Source organism: Psychrobacter sp. DWR1-2-3 (assembly GCF_049896465.1).
Lineage (GTDB): Bacteria > Pseudomonadota > Gammaproteobacteria > Pseudomonadales > Moraxellaceae > Psychrobacter > Psychrobacter maritimus.
On sequence record NZ_JAFCUJ010000004.1, the window covers coordinates 43059 to 63417 of the forward strand.

The 20359-nt window shown below is 43.7% G+C and carries 16 protein-coding genes; 9 read left to right on the forward strand and 7 right to left on the reverse strand.

Annotated features, from left to right (window positions below):
- Positions 1–276 precede the first annotated feature (276 nt).
- Positions 277–1047: a hypothetical protein gene (locus tag ACP7AA_RS08790; RefSeq protein ID WP_201625283.1), complete on the reverse strand. Its 771-nt coding sequence runs from the start codon at positions 1045–1047 to the stop codon at positions 277–279.
- A gap of 446 nt (positions 1048–1493) precedes the next feature.
- Here ACP7AA_RS08790 and ACP7AA_RS08795 point away from each other — a divergent pair, with 446 nt between their 5' ends.
- Positions 1494–2381, forward strand: a complete 888-nt coding sequence (locus tag ACP7AA_RS08795; protein ID WP_426223306.1) for an energy transducer TonB — start codon at positions 1494–1496, stop codon at positions 2379–2381.
- 146 nt (positions 2382–2527) lie between these two features.
- Positions 2528–3403 carry a mechanosensitive ion channel family protein gene (locus tag ACP7AA_RS08800; RefSeq protein ID WP_426223307.1) on the forward strand — a complete coding sequence of 292 codons (876 nt, stop codon included), beginning with the start codon at positions 2528–2530 and terminating at the stop codon, positions 3401–3403.
- A 29-nt stretch (positions 3404–3432) separates the two neighbouring features.
- On the opposite strand, the gene ybeY is transcribed toward ACP7AA_RS08800, so the two are convergent.
- A complete protein-coding gene (ybeY, locus tag ACP7AA_RS08805; RefSeq protein ID WP_426223308.1) occupies positions 3433–4077 on the reverse strand; it encodes an rRNA maturation RNase YbeY in 645 nt (214 codons plus the stop codon).
- A gap of 129 nt (positions 4078–4206) precedes the next feature.
- Complete coding sequence (locus tag ACP7AA_RS08810; RefSeq protein ID WP_201628913.1) at positions 4207–5295, reverse strand: PhoH family protein; 1089 nt, start codon at positions 5293–5295, stop codon at positions 4207–4209.
- Positions 5296–6013: 718 nt separating this feature from the next.
- Between ACP7AA_RS08810 and ACP7AA_RS08815 the strand changes: the two genes are divergently transcribed.
- The 4 genes from ACP7AA_RS08815 to ACP7AA_RS08830 all read left to right on the forward strand — a co-directional run bounded on the left by ACP7AA_RS08815 (position 6014) and on the right by ACP7AA_RS08830 (position 10121).
- Entirely contained in the window at positions 6014–7261 is a 1248-nt protein-coding gene (locus tag ACP7AA_RS08815) for a UbiH/UbiF/VisC/COQ6 family ubiquinone biosynthesis hydroxylase (protein ID WP_426223411.1), read from the forward strand.
- A 107-nt stretch (positions 7262–7368) separates the two neighbouring features.
- Positions 7369–8661: an FAD-dependent monooxygenase gene (locus ACP7AA_RS08820; protein WP_426223309.1), complete on the forward strand. Its 1293-nt coding sequence runs from the start codon at positions 7369–7371 to the stop codon at positions 8659–8661.
- Positions 8662–8700: 39 nt separating this feature from the next.
- A complete protein-coding gene (locus ACP7AA_RS08825) occupies positions 8701–9399 on the forward strand; it encodes an OmpA family protein (RefSeq protein ID WP_201620008.1) in 699 nt (232 codons plus the stop codon).
- Between the two features lie 11 nt (positions 9400–9410).
- Positions 9411–10121, forward strand: a complete 711-nt coding sequence (locus tag ACP7AA_RS08830) for an OmpA family protein (protein WP_201620009.1) — start codon at positions 9411–9413, stop codon at positions 10119–10121.
- A 36-nt stretch (positions 10122–10157) separates the two neighbouring features.
- Here the strand turns inward: ACP7AA_RS08830 and ACP7AA_RS08835 are convergent, their stop codons facing one another.
- Positions 10158–11069, reverse strand: coding sequence for a lysine exporter LysO family protein (locus ACP7AA_RS08835; protein WP_426223310.1), 912 nt, complete (start codon positions 11067–11069; stop codon positions 10158–10160).
- 223 nt (positions 11070–11292) lie between these two features.
- Between ACP7AA_RS08835 and ACP7AA_RS08840 the strand changes: the two genes are divergently transcribed.
- Genes ACP7AA_RS08840 through ACP7AA_RS08850 form a run of 3 tightly spaced genes read left to right on the forward strand, consistent with a single transcriptional unit; the run spans position 11293 to position 16083 of the window.
- Positions 11293–14064, forward strand: coding sequence for an alpha/beta fold hydrolase (locus ACP7AA_RS08840; protein ID WP_426223311.1), 2772 nt, complete (start codon positions 11293–11295; stop codon positions 14062–14064).
- Positions 14057–15259, forward strand: coding sequence for a patatin-like phospholipase family protein (locus tag ACP7AA_RS08845; RefSeq protein ID WP_426223312.1), 1203 nt, complete (start codon positions 14057–14059; stop codon positions 15257–15259). The genes ACP7AA_RS08840 and ACP7AA_RS08845 overlap by 8 nt, the downstream gene beginning before the upstream one ends.
- 8 nt (positions 15260–15267) lie before the next feature.
- Complete coding sequence (locus ACP7AA_RS08850; protein WP_426223313.1) at positions 15268–16083, forward strand: SDR family NAD(P)-dependent oxidoreductase; 816 nt, start codon at positions 15268–15270, stop codon at positions 16081–16083.
- Between the two features lie 7 nt (positions 16084–16090).
- Here ACP7AA_RS08850 and ACP7AA_RS08855 read toward each other — a convergent pair whose 3' ends face one another.
- The 3 genes from ACP7AA_RS08855 to nadA form a co-directional block, all read right to left on the reverse strand.
- Entirely contained in the window at positions 16091–16984 is an 894-nt protein-coding gene (locus ACP7AA_RS08855) for a phosphatidate cytidylyltransferase (protein WP_413501245.1), read from the reverse strand.
- A gap of 78 nt (positions 16985–17062) precedes the next feature.
- Positions 17063–18946: an L-aspartate oxidase gene (gene nadB / locus ACP7AA_RS08860; protein ID WP_426223314.1), complete on the reverse strand. Its 1884-nt coding sequence runs from the start codon at positions 18944–18946 to the stop codon at positions 17063–17065.
- A gap of 1 nt (position 18947) precedes the next feature.
- The gene (gene nadA, locus ACP7AA_RS08865) at positions 18948–20087 is read right to left on the reverse strand and encodes a quinolinate synthase NadA (RefSeq protein WP_426223315.1); all 1140 of its coding nucleotides are present in this window, start codon (positions 20085–20087) and stop codon (positions 18948–18950) included.
- Between the last annotated feature and the right edge of the window lie 272 nt (positions 20088–20359).

Sequence of the window (20359 nt, forward strand, 5' to 3'; positions counted from 1 at the left end):
TGTCCTGAATCTACTATAGACGGGCTTCATTAAAAAAGCGCTGACCTTTAAAGACAATTGTCTTTAAAGGTCAGCGCTTTTTTATGGATGGCATATAGTTCGCTTGTATTTCAATATAGGCAATATTTTATAAAATGAACACAGTGCTGCTGGTATAAATTTTGCGCAGCCTCTGTCTGCGTAGGCACAGCAAGCAAGAAAAATTTATACCAATAGCACGTTAGAATATTCGTACTTATTTTATTTGGGACTGGTTATATAAGTTTAAAATTGATTTTAGACCTGACTTGGCTCCGTAGCATCCGCAATCGGATTGATAGGACCTTGCATCAGCTGTGGTTCATCTTTATCACTAATGATATCTTCGTTAGCACTACTGGCTAGTAGGTCACGATAATTGATTTGCGTTTTAAGCACCAGTTGTTCTTCTTCAAGCTCGCCGTAATTGACCTGTACCTTATGTAAGGTGCTGATGATTTTCTTATTCTTTTTCAGCCAGCGATTGATATCAAGGTAGATGATTTCCTCTTTGGCACGGGCAATATTGATATAAGACAAAATAAAGCCCAACGGGTCTTTTTTCAGCACGCTATGATAAAACCAGATAAAAAGCTTGATACCTTGGCGCTTGATAAAGGATTCGCAGCGTAGATTAAGGACGTCGGTATAAGTCTGCTGACCAAACACAAGGCGCTGAACGTTGCGATCAAGCTGTACATGAACCAAGCTAAAATTACTCGCCACTTCCGCATAGATACCGCCAGCATCGACAGTACAATACAGGCGAAACCAGTCATCATGTATCTCAACGCGCAGCTCTAAAATGGCTTTGACATTGTCTGTGACAAACTTTTGTAGGGCATCGTTGACGTAAGTTTGGGCAACCGGCAAGGATATTTCATCCTCAAGCTTATCCGTGGTTTTGTTATAAATGTTTTTAATCGCTTGGGTAAGACGCTCCCAGCCATCACTAAATGACTCGTCAAAACGGTAGCCAATATTTTCAAAGAATTCATCAAAACTGTCTGAATCATTCATATTGTCCATATTATCAAAGTTACTCAAACTTATTATCCTTATAATGATGGGGGTCGTCACGTAAGCGTGAAACTGCACCTGTGTTTATATTTCATATTATGCAGGCACAAAATTCGTATTTGCTAATAGTTCACTTATAAAACAGTATATATGAAAAAGGTAGCGTGCAAAATGAACGTCTAGGTTTTGTCTGATTGAGCAGGCTTGCTATTTGCTCTAGCTGATGCGATGTAGTTAGAGAGTACGCTGCACTTAATATGCAGTAGTTAATATAAAACCGTTAACTTAAACATCAGCTGATAGATAAGCAAGTAGCAAGTTAAGAGCCGCAGTATACGGTTGTGCTAGCGACACAATTCTTTGTCATGTTATGATAGCGCCGGCATTGGTCGACAGACGCTTATATTATCATGCTTCCTGCCAATAGCCCTTATATTCATTAGTTGAGAACAACTGTGGCCTCCATTAAAGACTCGCAAAGCTACCATTTTTCAGCGCAAGCACCTAAGCGTGATGTCGGCTTGCCGATGGCGATTGTGATTGCCGTCAGTGTCCACGCGCTGATTATTTTTGGGATTAGCTTCTCGATGGGGCAAGACCCTGCTGGCATGATGCAAGACGTTGCGAAAGCGCTGACCGATAATATGCAACCAAATGAAGATGCGCAATTTATTGCCAATGCCTCACAAGAAGGCGGTGGCACGGTGCAGGAGCAATTGCGCCAAGAAACCGACCAGAGCAGTCCATTATCTGCTGAGCAAATGAGCGAGACGCAAGATGTGATTAGCTTGCAGCGCCAAGTCCGTCAGCAGCGCTATCAAGAAAGCTATCTGCGGACGACGCTAAGTTGGCGTGAAGCAACCGTCGAGTCTGATAACGATAGCAAGCAAGAACAAGATGACATGAAGGCGCAAGAAGAGCGTCTGCGTAAGCAAATTGCTACTTTAGAGGCGCAGCTGTCTCAGCGTCAACAGCTGTATGCGACCAAGTCTAAAGTCGTGACCGTCGATAGCAATTCGACAACGCGCGGTGCGGCAGCGGACTATATCAATACCTTTCGTGAGCACGTCGAGCGCGTCGGTAACTTGCAATATCCTGCCCAAGCGCGCGCTCAAGGTATCACGGGTGAAGTGCGCTTAATGGTCGTCATCGGTAATGACGGTAATATTAAAGCCATTCGTTTGCTTGAGAGTTCGAACTCAACGATATTAGATGAGGCCGCCAAACAATCGGTCAGACAAGCAGCGCCATTTGGTAAATTTACCGAAGATATGAATGATATCGTCGAGTTGCGTCTGATACGTACGTATCGCTATAGTGATAAAGTGGACATCACTTATTAAGCCCATTGAGAGCTAGAAATATTTTATTTGGCTTTAATTTCGCTTTGAACTTTCATTTAGCTTTAAACAGCCATAAGCATCATATTTATAACAAAGCGTTTATAAAAATACATTTTTAAAAATTAGTAATAGAGTAAAGAGTCAGTATGGAATTTTTAGGTTTTACCCTTGATATAGCCAGCTTAACAGAGAGTGCTTTGAGCATTGCGCTTAAAATTGCTTTTGCCTTAGTGATATTTATTGTTGGGCGTTGGTTGGCAAAAAAAATCGTAACCATCAGCAATCGCATTATGTTACGTAGCCGTTTAGAGGCGACGGCGGCTAACTTTTTAAGCCGATTATTATATGGCTTATTGTTGGTTGTCGTGATTTTGGCAGCGCTGAGTAAAGTTGGCGTACAGACCACGTCGGTTGTCGCTATCTTAGGCGGTGCAGCGGTAGCGATTGGTTTGTCACTGAAAGATCAGCTATCGAATTTTGCCGCTGGTATCATGATTGTGACTTTTCGCCCGTTTGTCCGCGGCGACTATGTACAGATTAGCAGTTATACCGGTACGGTGACCGAAATCACCTTGGTCAATACCCATTTAACGACCATTAATAATCACGATATCATCATTCCAAATGGCGATATTACTACCTCAGCGGTGATTAACTATACCGCTTTACCCAACCGCCGCGTCGATATTACAGTCGGTATTGGTTATGATGCCGATATCAAAACCGCCAAAGATATCATGCTAAATTTGGCAAAAAATAATCCAATGGCGTTTACTGATCCTGCACCCGTGGTACGCGTGACCAACTTGGGCGACAATTCAGTCGATTTAACCTTGAATGTTTGGACCACCAACGATGACTGGTGGTCGATGCAATGCGATTTATTAGAACAATTCAAAAACGCCCTTGATGATAATGAAATTGACATTCCATTCCCGCAGCGCAGTGTGCATGTCAAAGGCTTAGATCAGATGATTAACCAGATGGATCAAGCACAAAAAACCATGTTAAAAAAGAGTTAAAGAAGGGTTAAAAAAGGGCTAGAGACAAGCTAAAGATAAGGATTTGGCAGCGCTAATCCTGCCAAAATATCAATCTCAAAGCTTTCCATCTCATCTTGCTCGGCTTGTCCGAGCTCATGGTCAAAGCCGAGCAAGTGCAGCACACCGTGTATTAATAAATGGCTAATGTGCTGATTGACAGTCTTGTTTTGCTCAGCAGCTTCACGAACCACTACGCCATGACAAATCACCAGCTCACCTAGCGGTAGCGTTGGCATCAAGCCAATGATTGCCGCTGGTAAGTCGCTTGGGTAGGATAGAATATTGGTAGCATAATCTTTGCCGCGCGCCTCTAAATTAAGCTCTTGCCCTTCCACTGCATCCGTAATATAGATATCTAGCGCTTTCGATTTTTCTTGCCATACTTCAGTATCGATATCGGCATAATAAGGTAGCGTCAGACCATTTTTAATACGCTCATCTATATTATCCAAAGTCGCCATCATGACCTTTAATAAGTTTTCGCGATTATAAAAGCTCTCAAGTATATCGTCCTCAATACTATCGGCGGCGCTGATATCAAGTACAGCTAAGCTGTCATCATTATCAAACGTGTTATTCAAACTGTCATTAAAACTACTACTAAAATTATCATCAACATTATTGTCAGTATCATTCTGTTCAGCTTGGCTCATGCCATTATCCTTTTTTTTATCAATTTAAAATATTCAACAATAAATATCTAACAGTAAAAAACCGGATATCAAATCCGGTTTTCTTGCCATATTTTCTTAAGTTTTCTCATATAGCTATATTCAGATAGCTTATAGCTTAGCGGCTGCATCGTTTATTGCTTGTTTGCGCTCTTGCTCTTTCATGCGCTCAAACTTACGCTTCTCTTGCAAGGCGAGTTGCTCTTCATCAAAGACATCATAAGCTTCAACAATTTTTTGTACCAATTGATGGCGCACGACGTCTTTTGAATCAAACTTGGTGATATGAATCTCTTCAATCCCGCTTAAAATTTCCATCGCTTGTGCCAGACCAGACTTACTACCGCGCGGTAAATCGACCTGCGTAATGTCACCGGTGATAACCGCACGTGAACCAAACCCTAAGCGCGTCAAAAACATTTTCATCTGTTCAGGCGTGGTATTTTGCGCTTCATCCAAAATGACAAATGAGTTATTCAAAGTACGACCACGCATATAAGCAAGCGGGGCGACCTCTATGATTTGCTTTTCAAGCATTTTGCCGACTTTATCAAAGCCAAGCATCTCATATAGCGCGTCATATAAAGGACGCAAATACGGATCGATTTTTTGCGTTAAATCACCCGGTAAAAAGCCTAATTTCTCGCCAGCTTCTACCGCAGGGCGCACCAGTAAAATACGCTCAATCTCATTGCGCTCAAGCATATCGACGGCACAAGCAACGGCAAGATAGGTCTTACCAGTACCGGCAGGTCCAATACCAAACGACACATCAGACGATAAAATATCTCTCACATAACGCTGCTGATTGCCACCGCGAGGAATGATTTTACCATTACGGGTGCGCAGGCTAACTGGCGTAAAGTCACTGGCAGCATCCAAGTTGTCTGCATCTTCCTCGTCAGCCAATTCTTCATCGGCTGCTATATCTTCATCGCGTGAGATACTCGATTGGATGATTAAGTGCAGCTCTTCTGCGCTGATATCTTTGGTATTTTGCGCTTCATCGACCAGCTTATAAATAATACGTTCGCCGCGCTCAACACCCAATATATCGCCGCTCAGGCAAAAGTCACCTTGGCGTTGGCTGATTTTAATATCGAGGCGTTCTTGGATATATTTCATGTGGTTATTATATTCGCCGAGCACGGTTTTAAGCTGTGCTGGGGTCAACGATTCGAACTTTATACGGCGGCTCATGGAATCAGTCAAGCGATTATCCTTGTATTTGGTTGCCCGCGGCTATGGCCAATTTTCTATGGTTTAGTTAATAAATTGCGATAGATTAACGGGCTTCAGAGATAAAATAATTAATTGTGTTTCATTGCTTTTAAATAGTTTTTATAACGTTTGTTGCTCTTATGACGGTTGCTTAGCTGATAGAAATTAAAATGACGGTAAATGGCTGATAAAAATGGTTATTCGTAAAATGACTGGTAATAAGTAACTATCCTGCCTTCATTATGGTAGATAGATTTTAAAATTCAAGCGATATAAGGAAGGTAGCGCTCTGTTTTTGTATGGCGATTGCAACTACTGACTGCGTTTTTGCTGTTTTTAATGTTGAGTCATTTTAAAAGCCAGTATTTTGTAGGTTTGAGCTTTCTAAGATACAGGCTGTTTTTAGATAATAAGTGAAAATCAGAAATGCTATACACTCGCTGAGGATACTGTCAAGAGCACGGCATGCGCGGTAATTTGTGGTAATCTATTGCTTAGATAAGACAGCTATAAAAGCCAAGCTGAAAAGCGGCAGACAACGATAAATTTTCTAAAAAAATAACATTTTTGAGTGCGTATTCATCACGTCTAAACGCGTGTTAAAAGGATCATATTAGGAATAATAACCATGCAAAATACTGAAGCAAATTTGTCAAAATCTAGTCATATTAAATCTAGCCATATTAATAAAGCGGCTATGACTGAGCAGCAAGTACTTATCGCGGGCGGCGGGCATGTCGGTTTATCGTTTGCATTGTTACTTGCCCATCATGGTATCGCCAGTACCTTGCTGGAAAAAAACAGCTATCCAACCATCAGTCCTAATGATGATGCTAAGCGTAGCCATTATTTAGACAGTCGCAATACCGCGCTATCACGGCGTACGGTACAGATTTACCAAGAGATTGGGCTATGGGATGAGCTGCAAAGCCATGCTTGCCGTATTGATGCGGTACAGATCAGTGAGCAAGGCAGCTTTGGACGCGCGCAATTAAATAAAGCCGAGGAGCAGGTCGAATCATTTGGACAAGTGATGGAAAATGCGTGGCTTGGACGTAAGCTGTTATTGGCGGCTCAGCAAGAGCCGCTGATTACGTTGATTGATAATGCCAATGTGATAGCAGTTAGCCAACAAAGCGATGGCGTGACGCTAAGCTTTAGCTATTACGGTGAAGAAGAGCATGAGCAGCAATTGCAAGCCAGCGTATTAGTCGCTTGTGATGGCCGTGACTCTACCGTACGTCAGCTATTAGGTATTGGCACCACCACTTATGATTATAAGCAAACCGCTATTGTTGGTGTGGTAGAGACCGATCAGCCGCATCAACATATTGCCATTGAGCGCTTTAGTCCGGCAGGGCCGCTTGCGGTGTTGCCATTGACTGATCCAGAAGGTAACGGCAATGATGAGTACCAAAAAGGTTATAGACGCTCGGTAGTTTGGGTTTGTCCAACGGGTGAAGAGACACAATATCTAGAAGACGATGCGCATTTCTTGGCGACCTTGCAGCAAGCCTTTGGCGAGCGCGCTGGTACGTTTAAAAAAGCCGGTCGCCGTGGTGCTTATCCATTAACGCGGGTATTGGCGGACAAACAAGTCGATGGTCGCTGCGTCATCATGGGTAATGCAGCTCACACCTTACATCCGGTCGCTGGACAAGGGTTTAACCTCTGTATGCGCGATGCCCATGTACTGGCGCAAATGATGAGTCAGCAAGTGCTAAAAGGCGAAGATATCGGCAATCCTACGTTGCTCAAGCGCTATGAAAAAGCCCGTCAAACCGATCAAAAACGCGTGATTCGCTTTTGTGATGCCGTCGTACATGGCTTTACGCATCCAAATCCAGTAGTGAAGCTGGCACGTAACGTGGCTTTGGTTGCCTTTGATAAACTGCCAAATATTAAGCCATTGATTGCCAACTATGCGATGGGCTTGAAGTCGTAGTTCAACATACTGGTAAGTTATTAAGCAAATAAAATCTATAATTTCAGCTGCTGCTAAACCACATAAATATGAGCGGATAGCTTGAATAATGCGACAAAGGATGTTTTATGAAAAATAACCATACGCTCATTATCGGCGGCGGTATCGTCGGTGCAACCCTTGCGCTAAAACTGGCGCAAGCTGAAATGCCAGTGACGCTCATTGATGCGCGCCCGCAACGTGATGAATCAGATTGGCAGCAGGTGCTTGGCAAGCGGGATGCGCGTGTTTATGCATTAAGTCTTGCCAGTATCAACTTACTTAAAGATGTGGGCGCTTGGCAAAAGATAGCGGCATCAGAGCGCAAAGCCGATTATTCGCAAATGCAGGTTTGGCAGCTAAACGGTCGTGGCGAGTTACTGTTTGGTGATAGTGATGATGCTAATAATAGTAATGACAGCAGTAACAGCAATCAAAACTCTGAGCCAAAAATGCTCGGTAGTATGGTTGAGCCCGCAGTTATCGAATATGCATTATGGCAGCGTTTAACTGCCGTTGATGTCAGCCAGTATTTAACTGTTATCGATGGGCAAAAGGTTGTCGATATGGACTGGCTTGGTAGCGCGCAAGGTTACCGTGTGACCTTAAATAATGGCAGTGTGTTTGACGCGCGTTTATTGGTTGGTGCTGACGGTCGCGGCTCGTTTGTGCGTAAGCAGGCGGCAATTGAGCTAGATGTACTCGATTATAAGCAAACGGCGATTTGCTGCGCCATTCAAACTGACAAGCCGCATCGAGCAACCGCCCGTCAAGCCATGCTACCAACTGGTACATTGGCATTATTACCACTTGCTGATATTACTGATGAAGATAAAGCCAACCCGCAACATTGGCAGTCGATTGTATGGACACTGCCACGCAATCAAGCATTGGCATTGTTAGAAGAAACCCCGCGCTATATCGCTGATAAATTGGCTGCTGCTAGCAATTATGAGCTGGGCGCTATTCGCGAGATTGAATCCATCGCCAGCTTTCCGTTAGCAGCGCAGCAAGCAAAAAGCTACGTCGCGGATAACTTAGTATTAATCGGTGATGCCGCGCATGGCGTGCATCCGCTGGCAGGTCAGGGGCTGAATTTGGGCATGCTCGATGTGAAGGCATTAAGTGAACAACTCACCCATGACTATGCGCGTAGCGGCAATAAGCTCTGGGGCACGAACCAAACCTTGCGTAGCTATGAGCGTCTGCGTCGTCCGCATAATAGTTTAATGATGCACAGTTTTTCGGCGCTTAATTGGCTGTTTGCAGGCTCGCTTGCGCAGATGCGTCCGATTCAACAACTTCGTAATGAAGGTATGTATCGCGTGAGCAAAATCAAACCCTTGATGCGCCTGTTTGCTAAGCAGGCGAGTGGGGTCTAGGGTTTAAACTGAACGTTTTATATGAACTTAGGATGGCGTATGAAAAATAATTCATGGATGATGATAGGCGTGGTAATAGCTAGTTTTATGTTAGCTTCCTGCCAATCTGTACCCAAAAACACCATAATCAATAAAAAGGCAGACAACACACCTAAAGTCATGATAGAGCCACATGCAGATACAGACAGTGATGGCGTCCCTGACATTATAGATAATTGTCCGAACACTCCTAAAGGGGTAGTGGCGGATGGGTATGGCTGTCCAGTAGCGGTGAGTTTAATCGATTATCTTACAATGGAGCTACGAGTTTTCTTTGAGCAAAATAGTAATGAGCTACGAATAAAGTACTTGCCAGAAGTGGAAAAAGTAGCGGAAAAAATGCATAGCGATCCTGAGCTGGTGGTAGTCTTGTCTGGTCACCTCTCGGAACCTGAAGCTGCGCAAATATCAGTAGGTATAGACGGAAAAATGAATCAAGTAAAAGCTGATAAACGTCCATTAGGACGTGAGCGGGCACAGGTAATAAAAACTGCTTTGATTAACAGAAATATAGCTGCTGATAAAATTTATACGTTTGATTGCGCTGATAGTATGCCGATTGCACCTAACGATACTGAGGAAGGCGCGTCAATGAACCAGCGTATTTATGGTAAAGCGTTAAAGGCAGATGATTTTTATACCGGCAGTGATAATGAGCAATCACTCACGTACTATAAAGAATTTTGTCAGCAATTTTAAAGGAAGAAGACATGACCATGCTATTAAGAAGTATGCTTGTTGTTTCAATCAGCGTCTTAACGCTATCGGCATGTCAAACGTCTGACTTGTCTAAGCAAACAAGCCAAACTATTAAGATACCAAATATAACTGTTAATTTAGATAGCGATGGTGACGGTGTACTTGATGCTATAGACGAGTGTCCTGAAACGCCACCTAACGTAGTAGTTGATGCTAAAGGCTGTCAAATAATAATTGAGGGAGGCGACGCGCTTGAAATGGAGTTTAGTGGGTTTTTTCCGCCAATGAGCAGTCAATTACCTGCTATTTATGATACAGAATTTTTAAAAATGGCAGAAAAAATCAACGAGTATCCAGAAGCCAGTGTTTTTATTTTTGGTCATGCAGCTACAAATGAAATAGATGAAGATGCTTTAGCTACTCTTGGTTTCGATGCTTTATCGCGCAATCGAGCGCTTATCATCAAAAATACTTTAGTCTTGCAACATAATATTGATGCTAAGCGTATCCGTACTTATGAGTGTTCAAATAAGTTATTGGTTAAAGAGACAGATTATATAAACTCTAGTTTTAAGGCACTCAATTTAAAAGGTCTTGAGGCAAAACAACGCCGCGCAACTTTAATGGCAAGTAGTAACGTGAGTGACTTAATGAATCTTGAGTATGTCTCTTACACCAGAAAATATGGTGAATATGCCAAGCACTGTGAACCTTTCGAATAATAACGACTGATTTTCATCAACCGTTAAAAGTTATCCTTACCCCAACGCCGAAAACAGCACCATCAGCACCGGCGAGACAATATTAATAATAAAACCAAAGCTAATCGCCAGCGGCACAACTTTTAGACCACCTGATTGTTGAATAATCGGTAAGGTAAAATCCAAACTGGTCGCGCCACCAAGACCGACCGCTGCTGATGGATATTTGCGCATAAAGACGGGAATAAATAATAGCGCAAAGAACTCACGTATTAAGTCGTTAAATAGAGCCACACTGCCCCAAACGGCGCCATAAGCATCGGTCATGATAATCGCTGACAGTGAATACCAACCAAACCCTGATGCCAGTGCCAAACCTTTCGTCCATGACACATCGGTAAACATCAGCGCAAAAACAAGTCCGCCAACCAGAACGGCTAGTGTAAAGATAATACTCATCTCTACGCCGCGTTTATTGAGCAGTACTTCTTTAAGGGTAATGCCCGAGCCTTTTAAGCCAATGCCAACCAGTAAGATTAATACCATCAGCATTGCGGTCATGGTGTTTTCAGGTGGCATATAATCCACGGGTAAGAGATAGCCAATCACCATGCCAATTACCACACAAATTACTTGTGCCAAGCTACCACGAATACTGACACGGTGCTCTTTAGATTTTACGCTGGGCTTTTTGGCATGCCACGGGCGCAAATGATCAAATAACATCAGGGCAAACAAACCACTGCCAATTGTCAAAATCGATAGGATGGTCACATATAGGGCGATTTCGCCTATTTGACTGCCCAGCCCTTCGACTTGTGACAGCTCGATACCGATGAGTGTTAAGATGACATAAACCAAGTACGACAAGCCTTTATCAGCAAGCTTAGTCATTTTGGGATTGGAGGGGATGGCAAAGCCAATAAACATTGGCATTAAGACCAAAACAAGGGTAATCAGGCTTTGCATGTCGGCAGACTCGTCATTTTTAAACAAGGCGTTTTTGGGAGGGCATTTCTAAGAAGTTGGGGATTGTATCATATTAGCTCGTAAATACGGCTATCAGCACATCATATTCATCGCAAAATATGACGGTTGTTTGAGTAGTAAATGACCTCTAAATGGCTGGTTATTCTTTACCTGACAAACTTTTGTTGTTACATTGAAGGCATCAAAGGTTTTGGCACGTATTATGTCGCTATATCAACTCAAATCTCAATTCCAAGATCAATTGCGTCCTATAAGCGATACTCTAGCTGGGCAAGGTGTTACCGCCAACCAAGTGACGGTTTCAGCAGTATTGTTGAGTGTGGGAACGGCCTATGTGATAGCTAAGCCCGCAACCAAAAATCAAGCGCTATGGCTGTTAATGCCGTCATCATTGTTTGTGCGTATGGCGCTCAATGCTATCGATGGCATGATGGCGCGCGAGCACGGACAGGCATCCAAACTTGGTGCAGTGCTCAATGAAGTGGGTGATATTGTTGCCGATACAGCATTATTGGCCAGTCTGTTGCCGCATATTGATAATCAAGAAACGCCCGTTGGGCTGATAAATACCGCAGAAAATCTATCTCACAGTCAGCGCCATATTGTCGGTTTGATTGGTCTTAGTATTGGTACCGAGCTACTGGGTATAGCCAGTCATACAGCTCTAGGTAATCGAGCCAACCATGGGCCATTAGGCAAAAGTGACCGTGCTTTTTTGCTGGGTGTGCTTGGCACCTTGGTTGGTGTCAAAGTACCGTTATCGCTATCACCTATAAGAATAGGGCAACTGTGCCTACTGACAGAAGCCTTGCTCTTAAAAACTTGCCTCAATCGCTTGCGTTATATGGCGAATTTATACGTAATGCGTAAACCGCCAGTGCCTAAATCAACACTGAACGCCTTAAGTAATTGTCATCATTCAAACATTTCCAACCATGTTGAATTTTCTCCTAGCGTCATTGATGGTTTCATCGCTCATAACGCTTTACCTCATTCTTCTACTAATGCTTCTCTTTTGGAATCCAATATTATGTCAGCGACCTCTAACAATGCAGAAAATAAAATAAATCTGCTTAACGATAGTAATCATAAAGACCCATCCCAAAAGACGTCATCAAAGAAACTCTCATCAAAGCAGCCTTCATCAAAGCAGTCCTTACCCAAAACTATTCATGGTGAAAGCAGTTATAACGCTTATGATGGCACGGCAATATATTATCGTTACTGGCTGACGATGCCTTTAGAGGCTATAAAACAAGCCAGTCAGCAACACACACAACAGCGCCTAGTCATTCTGTTACATCGTGGTCATGAGCATTCAGGACGATTAGAAGAGTTAGGACAGCAGTTTGCAGCGGCTGGCTATCAGGTATTTGCTTGGGATGCACGCGGTAATGGGCGCTCAGGCGGTATCAAAGACCATGCCGAGAGCGTCACCGAGCTAGAGCGCGATTTAAACGACTTTGTGCGATTGGTCGTTGCTCAAACTGGCATTGCCATTGACGATACTCTACTCATCGCCAGTAGTATCGGTGCGGTACTCGCGGCAGCATGGGTACATGATTACGCACCCAATATCCGCGGGATGATTTTGGGTACACCTGCATTGAAGATTCGTTTGTATCTACCCTTTGCCATACCATCGTTAAAGGTGGCACGCGCACTTGGTTTGATGTCACGCGTGAGCAGCTACGTCAAAGCACAAGTATTGACCCATGATAAAGACGCACAGCAAGCCTACAATGCCGACCCGCTTATCTCCAATAGTATCTCGACTGACTTGCTCATTGATACTCATGTGACGGGTCAACGCTTGCTCGATGATGCTGGTGCCATTACCGTGCCGACGTTTGTATTGTGCGCAGGCAAGGATTATGTGGTCGATAAGCAGGCTGAACGCGATTTTTATGACGCGATTAATACGACTAGTAAGCGTTGGCAATTATATCCAGACAGCTATCATGCTATCTTTCATGAAACCAATAAAGCAGACGTCTTCGCTGATTGTATTGAGTTCGCTGAGCAGGTATTCAGTACGGACGTTAAAGCGCCTGATTTGAGCGCCGCTCATCTAAACAGTGCCAGTAAGGATAAGGTTGACCGTTTAGCGATTAAGCCTTTTAATCCAAGTTTTGCACTTACGCGCTTTGCGATGCAAAAATTTGGTCATGTCAGCGATGCCATTGCTACTGGACTTGTGCATGGCTTTGATTCTGGTCATTCGCTCGATCATGTCTATTACAATCAGCCGAGTGGTCAGAATAAATTTGGTCAGGCAGTCGATAAATTTTACTTAAACAATATTGGTTGGCAAGGTATTCGTATCCGCCGTGAGCATATATTAGAGCTAGCACGTCAAGCTTTAGCAGATATTGAAGATAAGAACCAAAGTAGCGCTAAGTTATACCAACCAAGATTGCTAGATATTGCTAGTGGGCATGGCTTTTATGCGTTTGATTTATTGACAGAGTTTACAGACTTGCATGCTGAGCTACGTGATTATGAGCAGCATAATATTCAAGCTTTACAGTCGAAAGCGCAGCAGCTAGAAATTGCTGATCGCGTGATTGCCTGTCAAAAAGATGCTTTTAACCCTGCCAGTTATATTAATGAGCAGAAAGAGACTGGCAGTGCCGATGAAACAAAATTCGATATCGCCATTGCCTCTGGTGTTTTTGAATTGTTTTCTGACAATACGCTACCAACGACGGCTTTGGTAGGCATTTACGATAGTTTAAAATCTGGTGGTTATTTGCTTTATACCAATCAGCCTTGGCATCCTGAACAAGAATTTATCAGTAAAACCTTAAACAATCATCGTGGCAGCGATTGGGTGATGCGTTGTCGTTCACAAGCAGAGATGGATCAGTTGGTTGAGAAAGCTGGCTTTCAAAAAATAGCGATGCGTATCGATCGCTTTGGTATTTTTACCGTGTCATTGGCAATTAAAGTCGCCTCAACCAATCATGAATAATACGCATGCCAAACCCTATGAGCGTGTACAGCTTTTTTCAGGGGGCGGTTCACGTTTTGGCTATTATTTAGGTAGCTATGCGGCATTGGTGGCTCATGATTTGACGCCGGATATGATTGTTGGCACCTGCGGTGGTAGTCTATCGGCTTATTTGGTTAATTTAGCGCCCGATCCCAAGGATTTGCAGGAGCTCATGTGCAGCCGTGAGTTGTATCGTGTCATTACTGCCATCAGACATGTCGCGCCAGCCGAAGCAAGTAAGCGATTAAAAATACGTTGCATGACTCAGGCTTTCAAGCGCTGGCGACTCACAAAACAAAAAGCTAACGGACAAAGACAGCAGCAAGCAGATAACTATGAGCGGATTTTAGATGAATTACAGCAGCTAGCGATATTTCGAGTCGATAATGAGGAACAATGGCTTGACGAGTTGTTTGGTTTTTCTCTCAAGCACAATAATAATTTGTGTAATCCTACCGCGCCAGAGATAGCCATTATCGCCAGCCGCCTGTATCCAACAGCTAATCAAGGGACTACTGCTAGTAATTCTGTTCACAATGATTTTAGGCTACAAGAATTATTATTTGCCCCGCCGCGATTGGCAGTATTAGATCTCATTGCAGAAAAACTGAATTCACCGGCTCATACATTTGCTAATGGACGTATAACTCAGTCTGTCAGAACGCTGACCAAATGGGATTTTGCCCCTGCGATTCGTGCTTCTATGGCAGATATGTATTACCTACCACCGACGCATATCGCAGCCCTTGGTTGGTGTTTAGGCGGAGTGATTAATCTCACACCCATTGAGCTGGCGTGTCAATTGGGTCATAGCGTATTTGCAGAAACCAAGGCGGGTTATGATTCATGGCTTGCCGCACCAGCCATTCAACGTGTTTTTGGTTTTGACCCCAACGAGCGTTTGGCACAGGTGCAGGGTTTTGATTCAACAGAAACGCTGCCACGCGCTGATTCTGTTGAAACCAGTCCTCGAGTGAATCAACTACATTGGTTACCTTTTGCAGATAATGCTCAGCAGTTGGCAAGGCAGCATGTACAAAAGCGTTTTAACATCAGACAAATGACCGTTGAGCTCATCCACAGTGACTATGATGGCTTTGTGCAGCAAATGCAGGCGCAATGGCAGTATGGTTATCAGCGAACCACTGACTATATACGGCAGCAGGGTCTATGAGTTCGCAAATGAAAGACCTTACACACCCTACTTCAGCTCATAATCCATCGCATATCATCGTTTTCGGCGGTACGAGTGGACTTGGTTTGGCACTGGCGCTGCATCATCAGGCGCTTGGCTGGCAAGTGAGCGTGGTTGGTCATAGTATGGAGAAAATAGATAATATCAATAGTCAGCATCCTAATATTATTACTTATTGCTGTGATTTGACTGATAACGTGCAAACACAAAGTTTGTTAGAGAGCTTGTCAGGTATCAGTTTTCAAAGAGTAATTTATAGTGCGGGTAGTTATACCAATGAGCGTATTCACCATCTGAGTCAAGCGGACAGCGATCAAATGCTAGCAATTAATCTGCAAGCGTTTGAGCAGGTTTTTAGATGGGCAAGTGAGCAATTAAGGCGGCAAAGCTGTGCGTTGGATTTCAACGAAAACAGCAGCCTAAGCCTAATTTGTATTGCTTCTATCGCCGGTACAATGGATTATCCTTACGCCAGTCTTTATGCCAAAAGCAAACGCGCGATGATTGCCAATGCTAGCGCCTATCGTGCAGCACTTGCGCCTTATGATATCCAAGTAAACTGCATCGCCTCAGGCTATATCGATACCCAAGCATTACGTGATTTAAATAATGGTGATGCTAGCCATAAGCCATTCATAATAAAAACACAAACGGCGGTTGAGAAGATTATGCAGGCAATTGATAAAGATATTGAGCTGGCCATATTTCCACGCTCTATGGGCTATATCATTCGGGCGCTAAACCATTTACCTAAGCCTTTGCTTAACTGGATATTGCGTAGTAAATTGGATAAAACCACTTGATAACAGCTTAGCCAAGCAGCCAATAAAATAAGGTAAATAATGGCACACCAATCAGCAGACTATCTATTCTATCCAATACGCCGCCATGTCCAGCGAGCATAGTACCCGTGTCTTTTACTCCGTGCTGACGTTTAAAGGCGGATTCTAATAAATCTCCAGCGATACCACTTACCGCTAAACCATAGGCGGCCAATAAGCAAATCCACCAGCTAAAAGAAGTGAGCCAGATGCCTAATAGTGTGGCCAATATCGCTGCTAATACACTGCCAAAGAGAGCACCTTCGATACTTTTATTCGGGCTGATGGTTGGAGCAAGACCGCGCTTAAAGATTTTGTGACCAAGCAATCGTCCGCATAGATACTGTGCAATATCATTAAATTGACTGGCGAATAATACAAAAAACAAAATGCCATATTGTTCGCGTTGCCACGTTAATTGCTGTAAGGCAATCAAGCTGATAATCAATGCGATAAAGACAGAACTAAACAGCAAGTCTAAGAATTTTAAATGTGTATAGGCTTGCTTAGAATCAGAAGGAGTTTTTATAAAAGGCTGAGTATTTGGTTGCAAGCCACGCGCTTGAAGCTTACTAATAAGCCTAGCTTTGCTAGGTAGGTGCCATAATCGTTTAATCTCGTAGCAGCCACGCACACCAATCAACAAGAAAAAAGCGATCAGCAACCACTGATAGGGGTATGTGCGAGAGTGTAGGTGTTGACTATTATCAGTTATCTTAGCGATAACATAACAAGCGCAAAGCGCTGCTAACATGAGCCACCATGAGCGTGCTATCAAGTAGATTTTCGGTAAGCGCTGACGCAAGCGAGGTAGGGCAAGCATAGCCCAAACCGAACTCACGACTAGCATTAGAACCATCACAAACCGTAAGTCAGAAGCCATGTTTTTAGCACTTTGAGGTCGATAGAGAACGGTAACCCACCGTTTTTTTATGGCTGAAGTGGCAACGCTTAATTGCTGTTAGGCGTTAGCAACTGTACATACTGATCCAGCCTCTGTATCATCGATTATAGGCTGAATCAACCAATCAATACCACCTTCTTTCAACTTTGATAATGGCTCAATCACACTCGTCCGAGGTGTGCTTGTTAAGTTGGGATAATCCTTGCGGTAATGCCCACCGCGACTCTCATGACGCTGATAAGCAGATTGAATAACCAACGTCGCTAATTGTAATTGTCTTGCTAATTGAAAGTAAGGCAGCTCATTCAAAATAGTAGCGTTGTCTTTATTATAGATGCTTAGTTGATTAGAGTCGTAACAGTTAAGTTGTTGTTGCCATTGCTGTATTTGTAAAAGTGCTTGTTCTAATTGTTTGGCATCACGGGTAATACCCATATGAGAGGTCATCAAAGCCTTTAGTTCTGCGGTTATTCCAGTGGTGTCAGCATTTGTATTGACGTTATCATTAGTATAGCTTTCATATTCAGTAGACGATGGCAAGGTAATGCGCTGACTATTTTTAAGCGTTGGCGCTGTCCACTTATCATGGATTAATTTGTCTAAATTAGCATGAGGTAAAGTTATTTCCAACTTCTCTATTGCTTCCAGATAGCGCGGCAAGTCAGCAGCGATATTGCGCCCAACGACCACACATTCTAATAGAGAATTGCTTGCTAAGCGATTTGCACCATGCAGACCTGTATAAGCAACTTCGCCTGCGGCATAAAGCCCTGCCACATCGGTCAAACCATTGGCAGACGTTACTACACCGCCGCAGCTATAATGAGCGGTAGGGGCAACTGGAATAGGATCGATAGTAATATCGATGCCAAGCTCTAATAGCGTTTGATAAATCTGCGGGAAATGCTCTTGCAAAAATTCCGCTGGCAAGTGACTGACATCAAGATGTACATAGCTAAGTCCGTTGGTATTAATTTGCTCAGCGATGGCACGGGCGACGATATCTCTTGGAGCCAGCTCTGCACGCTTATCAATATCGAGCATAAAACGTTTGCCCGTTTGCGGACAATACAAGCGTCCACCTTCGCCGCGCAGTGCTTCAGATATCAGAAAGCTACTGTCATCTAAGGCTAAGCCAGTTGGGTGAAATTGAATAAATTCCAAATTAGCCAAGCGGCAACCCGCTTGCCATGCCATCATAACCCCATCGCCGACACAGACATTCGGCGCACTGGCACGCTTAAATAACTGTCCTAAACCGCCACTTGCCAATACGACAGAGCGACTACGAAAGGTAAGTTTACGTTGATGTACATGATCAAAAACAAGCGCACCTTGGCATTGCTTATTTGGATTAGCGCTATTTTTTAAAAGGCTCAGTGCTTCATGGTAGGGTAAGGTAGTAATATTGGATGCAGCTTGCGCTTTTAGAGTCAAGGCTTCCATAATATGCCGACCAGTTGCATCATCGGCATGTGCAACTCGCCGACAGCCATGCCCACCTTCTTTGGTCAGATGCAAATCGCTAGTCTGTAATGTCGCTAAAGGATTTGCATTATTATATGGCTGTCTTTCTTGTTGCGGAATCAGGGTAAAGGGTACACCCTGCTCACATAACCATTGTACGGCTTGCTGTCCAGCGCTGAGGATATTAGTGGTATTATCAGTCTCACATAATCCTGCGCCAGCGACTAGCGTATCAGCGATATGATCAGCGACACGGTCATTCTTGTCTAGGCTGGCTGCAATGCCGCCTTGGGCATAATGGCTTGAGCACACTTCTATCGCGGATTTACTTAATACCGTTACACTTAGCGATTTTGGCAAAGCAAGGGCGGTACTTAAGCCTGCAAGACCAGCACCGATGATAAGGACATCTGTCTGGACAGTATCCTCAGCATTATTAGTATTTACCTTATCCGCTGACCATGCCTCACTCATATTAGGCTGCTCCCACATTGGCAAATAATTCGCGGTCTTTGACGATATCACCGCTCGCCGTCACGCGTTGTTTTTGCGCTTCAGCAAAATCAAGCATGCGTTGTAAAGGTTTTCTAGCTGCTGCTGCGAGCTCAGGCGTCATGAGCACTTCACCGCTGCGCTGAGACAGACATTGCTCAATCCCTTTTAGGCCATTCATTGCCATCCAAGGACAAAATGCACAACTTTTACAACTGGCGCTCTCACCAGCCGTCGGCGCGGCTAAGAAACGTTTGTGTGGCGAGCGCTTTTGCATCTCGTGCAAGATACCCAAGTCGGTAGCGACAATAAAGGTATCGGCATCCATCTCATAAGTTGATTGTAATAGCTTACTGGTTGAGCCAACCACGTCGGCCAGCGCGACTACACTATCAGGTGATTCAGGATGTACCAACACCTTAGCGTCTGGATGCTCTTCTTTTAATTGCATCAGCTCAGTTGCTTTAAACTCGTTATGAACCAAGCAAGAGCCTTGCCAGAGCAGCATATCGGCGCCAGTCTCTTGCGCTATGTATTTACCCAAATGACGGTCAGGGCCCCAAATGATAGGCTCGCCTTGCGCATGCAGATGACGCACGATATCGATACCAACGGACGAGGTCACAACCCAATCAGCACGCGCTTTGACCGCAGCACTAGTATTGGCATAAACCACCACGGTACGCTCAGGATGGGCATCACAAAATGCGGAAAACTCATCAGCAGGGCAGCCTAAGTCAAGCGAACATTCCGCTTCCAAGTCTGGCATCAGTACCGTTTTTTCCATGCTTAATATCTTTGCCGATTCGCCCATAAAGCGTACGCCAGCGACGACCAAGGTTTGCGCGCTATGCGCTTGACCAAAGCGTGCCATCTCCAATGAGTCACCAACACAGCCACCCGTTGCTAATGCCAAATCTTGTATAAAAGGGTCGACATAGTAATGGGCAACCAATACCGCGTTATGCTCTTTCAATAATTGCTTGATATTTTCCTCAACCGCAAGCCGTTCGGCATGCGGTAAATCTTCCGGTATTTTAGCCTTGGCATATTCGATGTTCATTTGAGTCGCAATGCGATTGTCATTGCTCATGATGGGCGCGTCATAGGGATAAGTTTTCATAAGTGCAACCTTTAGTACATTAACGACAAATGAGGTGTCGTTAGAAATAAGACAGTTAAATACGGTGAATGAATAAAGTGTTTTAATTATGCTCATTTTGAGCATAAATACAAGTATTTTTTATAATTAACTTAAAAATTGAACTAAATGTGTGTGGGTGTTTTCTAAATAGCGCCGTTTCTTATACTGTTGTTCTTGCATTTATCTTCCAGTATTTATTACATGCAATTGGTATATTTACAAGGGCAGGCTATGATAGTTTTAGATTCACG

Excerpts from the sequence above, each read along its gene's own strand:
- ACP7AA_RS08790 (WP_201625283.1), bottom strand. The coding sequence starts at position 1,047 with ATGGACAATATGAATGATTCAGACAGTTTTGATGAATTCTTTGAAAAT.
- ACP7AA_RS08800 (WP_426223307.1), top strand. The coding sequence starts at position 2,528 with ATGGAATTTTTAGGTTTTACCCTTGATATAGCCAGCTTAACAGAGAGT.
- ybeY (WP_426223308.1), bottom strand. The coding sequence starts at position 4,077 with ATGAGCCAAGCTGAACAGAATGATACTGACAATAATGTTGATGATAAT.
- ACP7AA_RS08810 (WP_201628913.1), bottom strand. The coding sequence starts at position 5,295 with ATGAGCCGCCGTATAAAGTTCGAATCGTTGACCCCAGCACAGCTTAAA.
- ACP7AA_RS08815 (WP_426223411.1), top strand. The coding sequence starts at position 6,014 with ATGACTGAGCAGCAAGTACTTATCGCGGGCGGCGGGCATGTCGGTTTA.
- ACP7AA_RS08820 (WP_426223309.1), top strand. The coding sequence starts at position 7,369 with ATGAAAAATAACCATACGCTCATTATCGGCGGCGGTATCGTCGGTGCA.
- ACP7AA_RS08825 (WP_201620008.1), top strand. The coding sequence starts at position 8,701 with ATGAAAAATAATTCATGGATGATGATAGGCGTGGTAATAGCTAGTTTT.
- ACP7AA_RS08830 (WP_201620009.1), top strand. The coding sequence starts at position 9,411 with ATGACCATGCTATTAAGAAGTATGCTTGTTGTTTCAATCAGCGTCTTA.
- ACP7AA_RS08835 (WP_426223310.1), bottom strand. The coding sequence starts at position 11,069 with ATGCAAAGCCTGATTACCCTTGTTTTGGTCTTAATGCCAATGTTTATT.
- ACP7AA_RS08840 (WP_426223311.1), top strand. The coding sequence starts at position 11,293 with ATGTCGCTATATCAACTCAAATCTCAATTCCAAGATCAATTGCGTCCT.
- ACP7AA_RS08845 (WP_426223312.1), top strand. The coding sequence starts at position 14,057 with ATGAATAATACGCATGCCAAACCCTATGAGCGTGTACAGCTTTTTTCA.
- ACP7AA_RS08850 (WP_426223313.1), top strand. The coding sequence starts at position 15,268 with ATGAAAGACCTTACACACCCTACTTCAGCTCATAATCCATCGCATATC.
- ACP7AA_RS08855 (WP_413501245.1), bottom strand. The coding sequence starts at position 16,984 with ATGGCTTCTGACTTACGGTTTGTGATGGTTCTAATGCTAGTCGTGAGT.
- nadB (WP_426223314.1), bottom strand. The coding sequence starts at position 18,946 with ATGAGTGAGGCATGGTCAGCGGATAAGGTAAATACTAATAATGCTGAG.
- nadA (WP_426223315.1), bottom strand. The coding sequence starts at position 20,087 with ATGAAAACTTATCCCTATGACGCGCCCATCATGAGCAATGACAATCGC.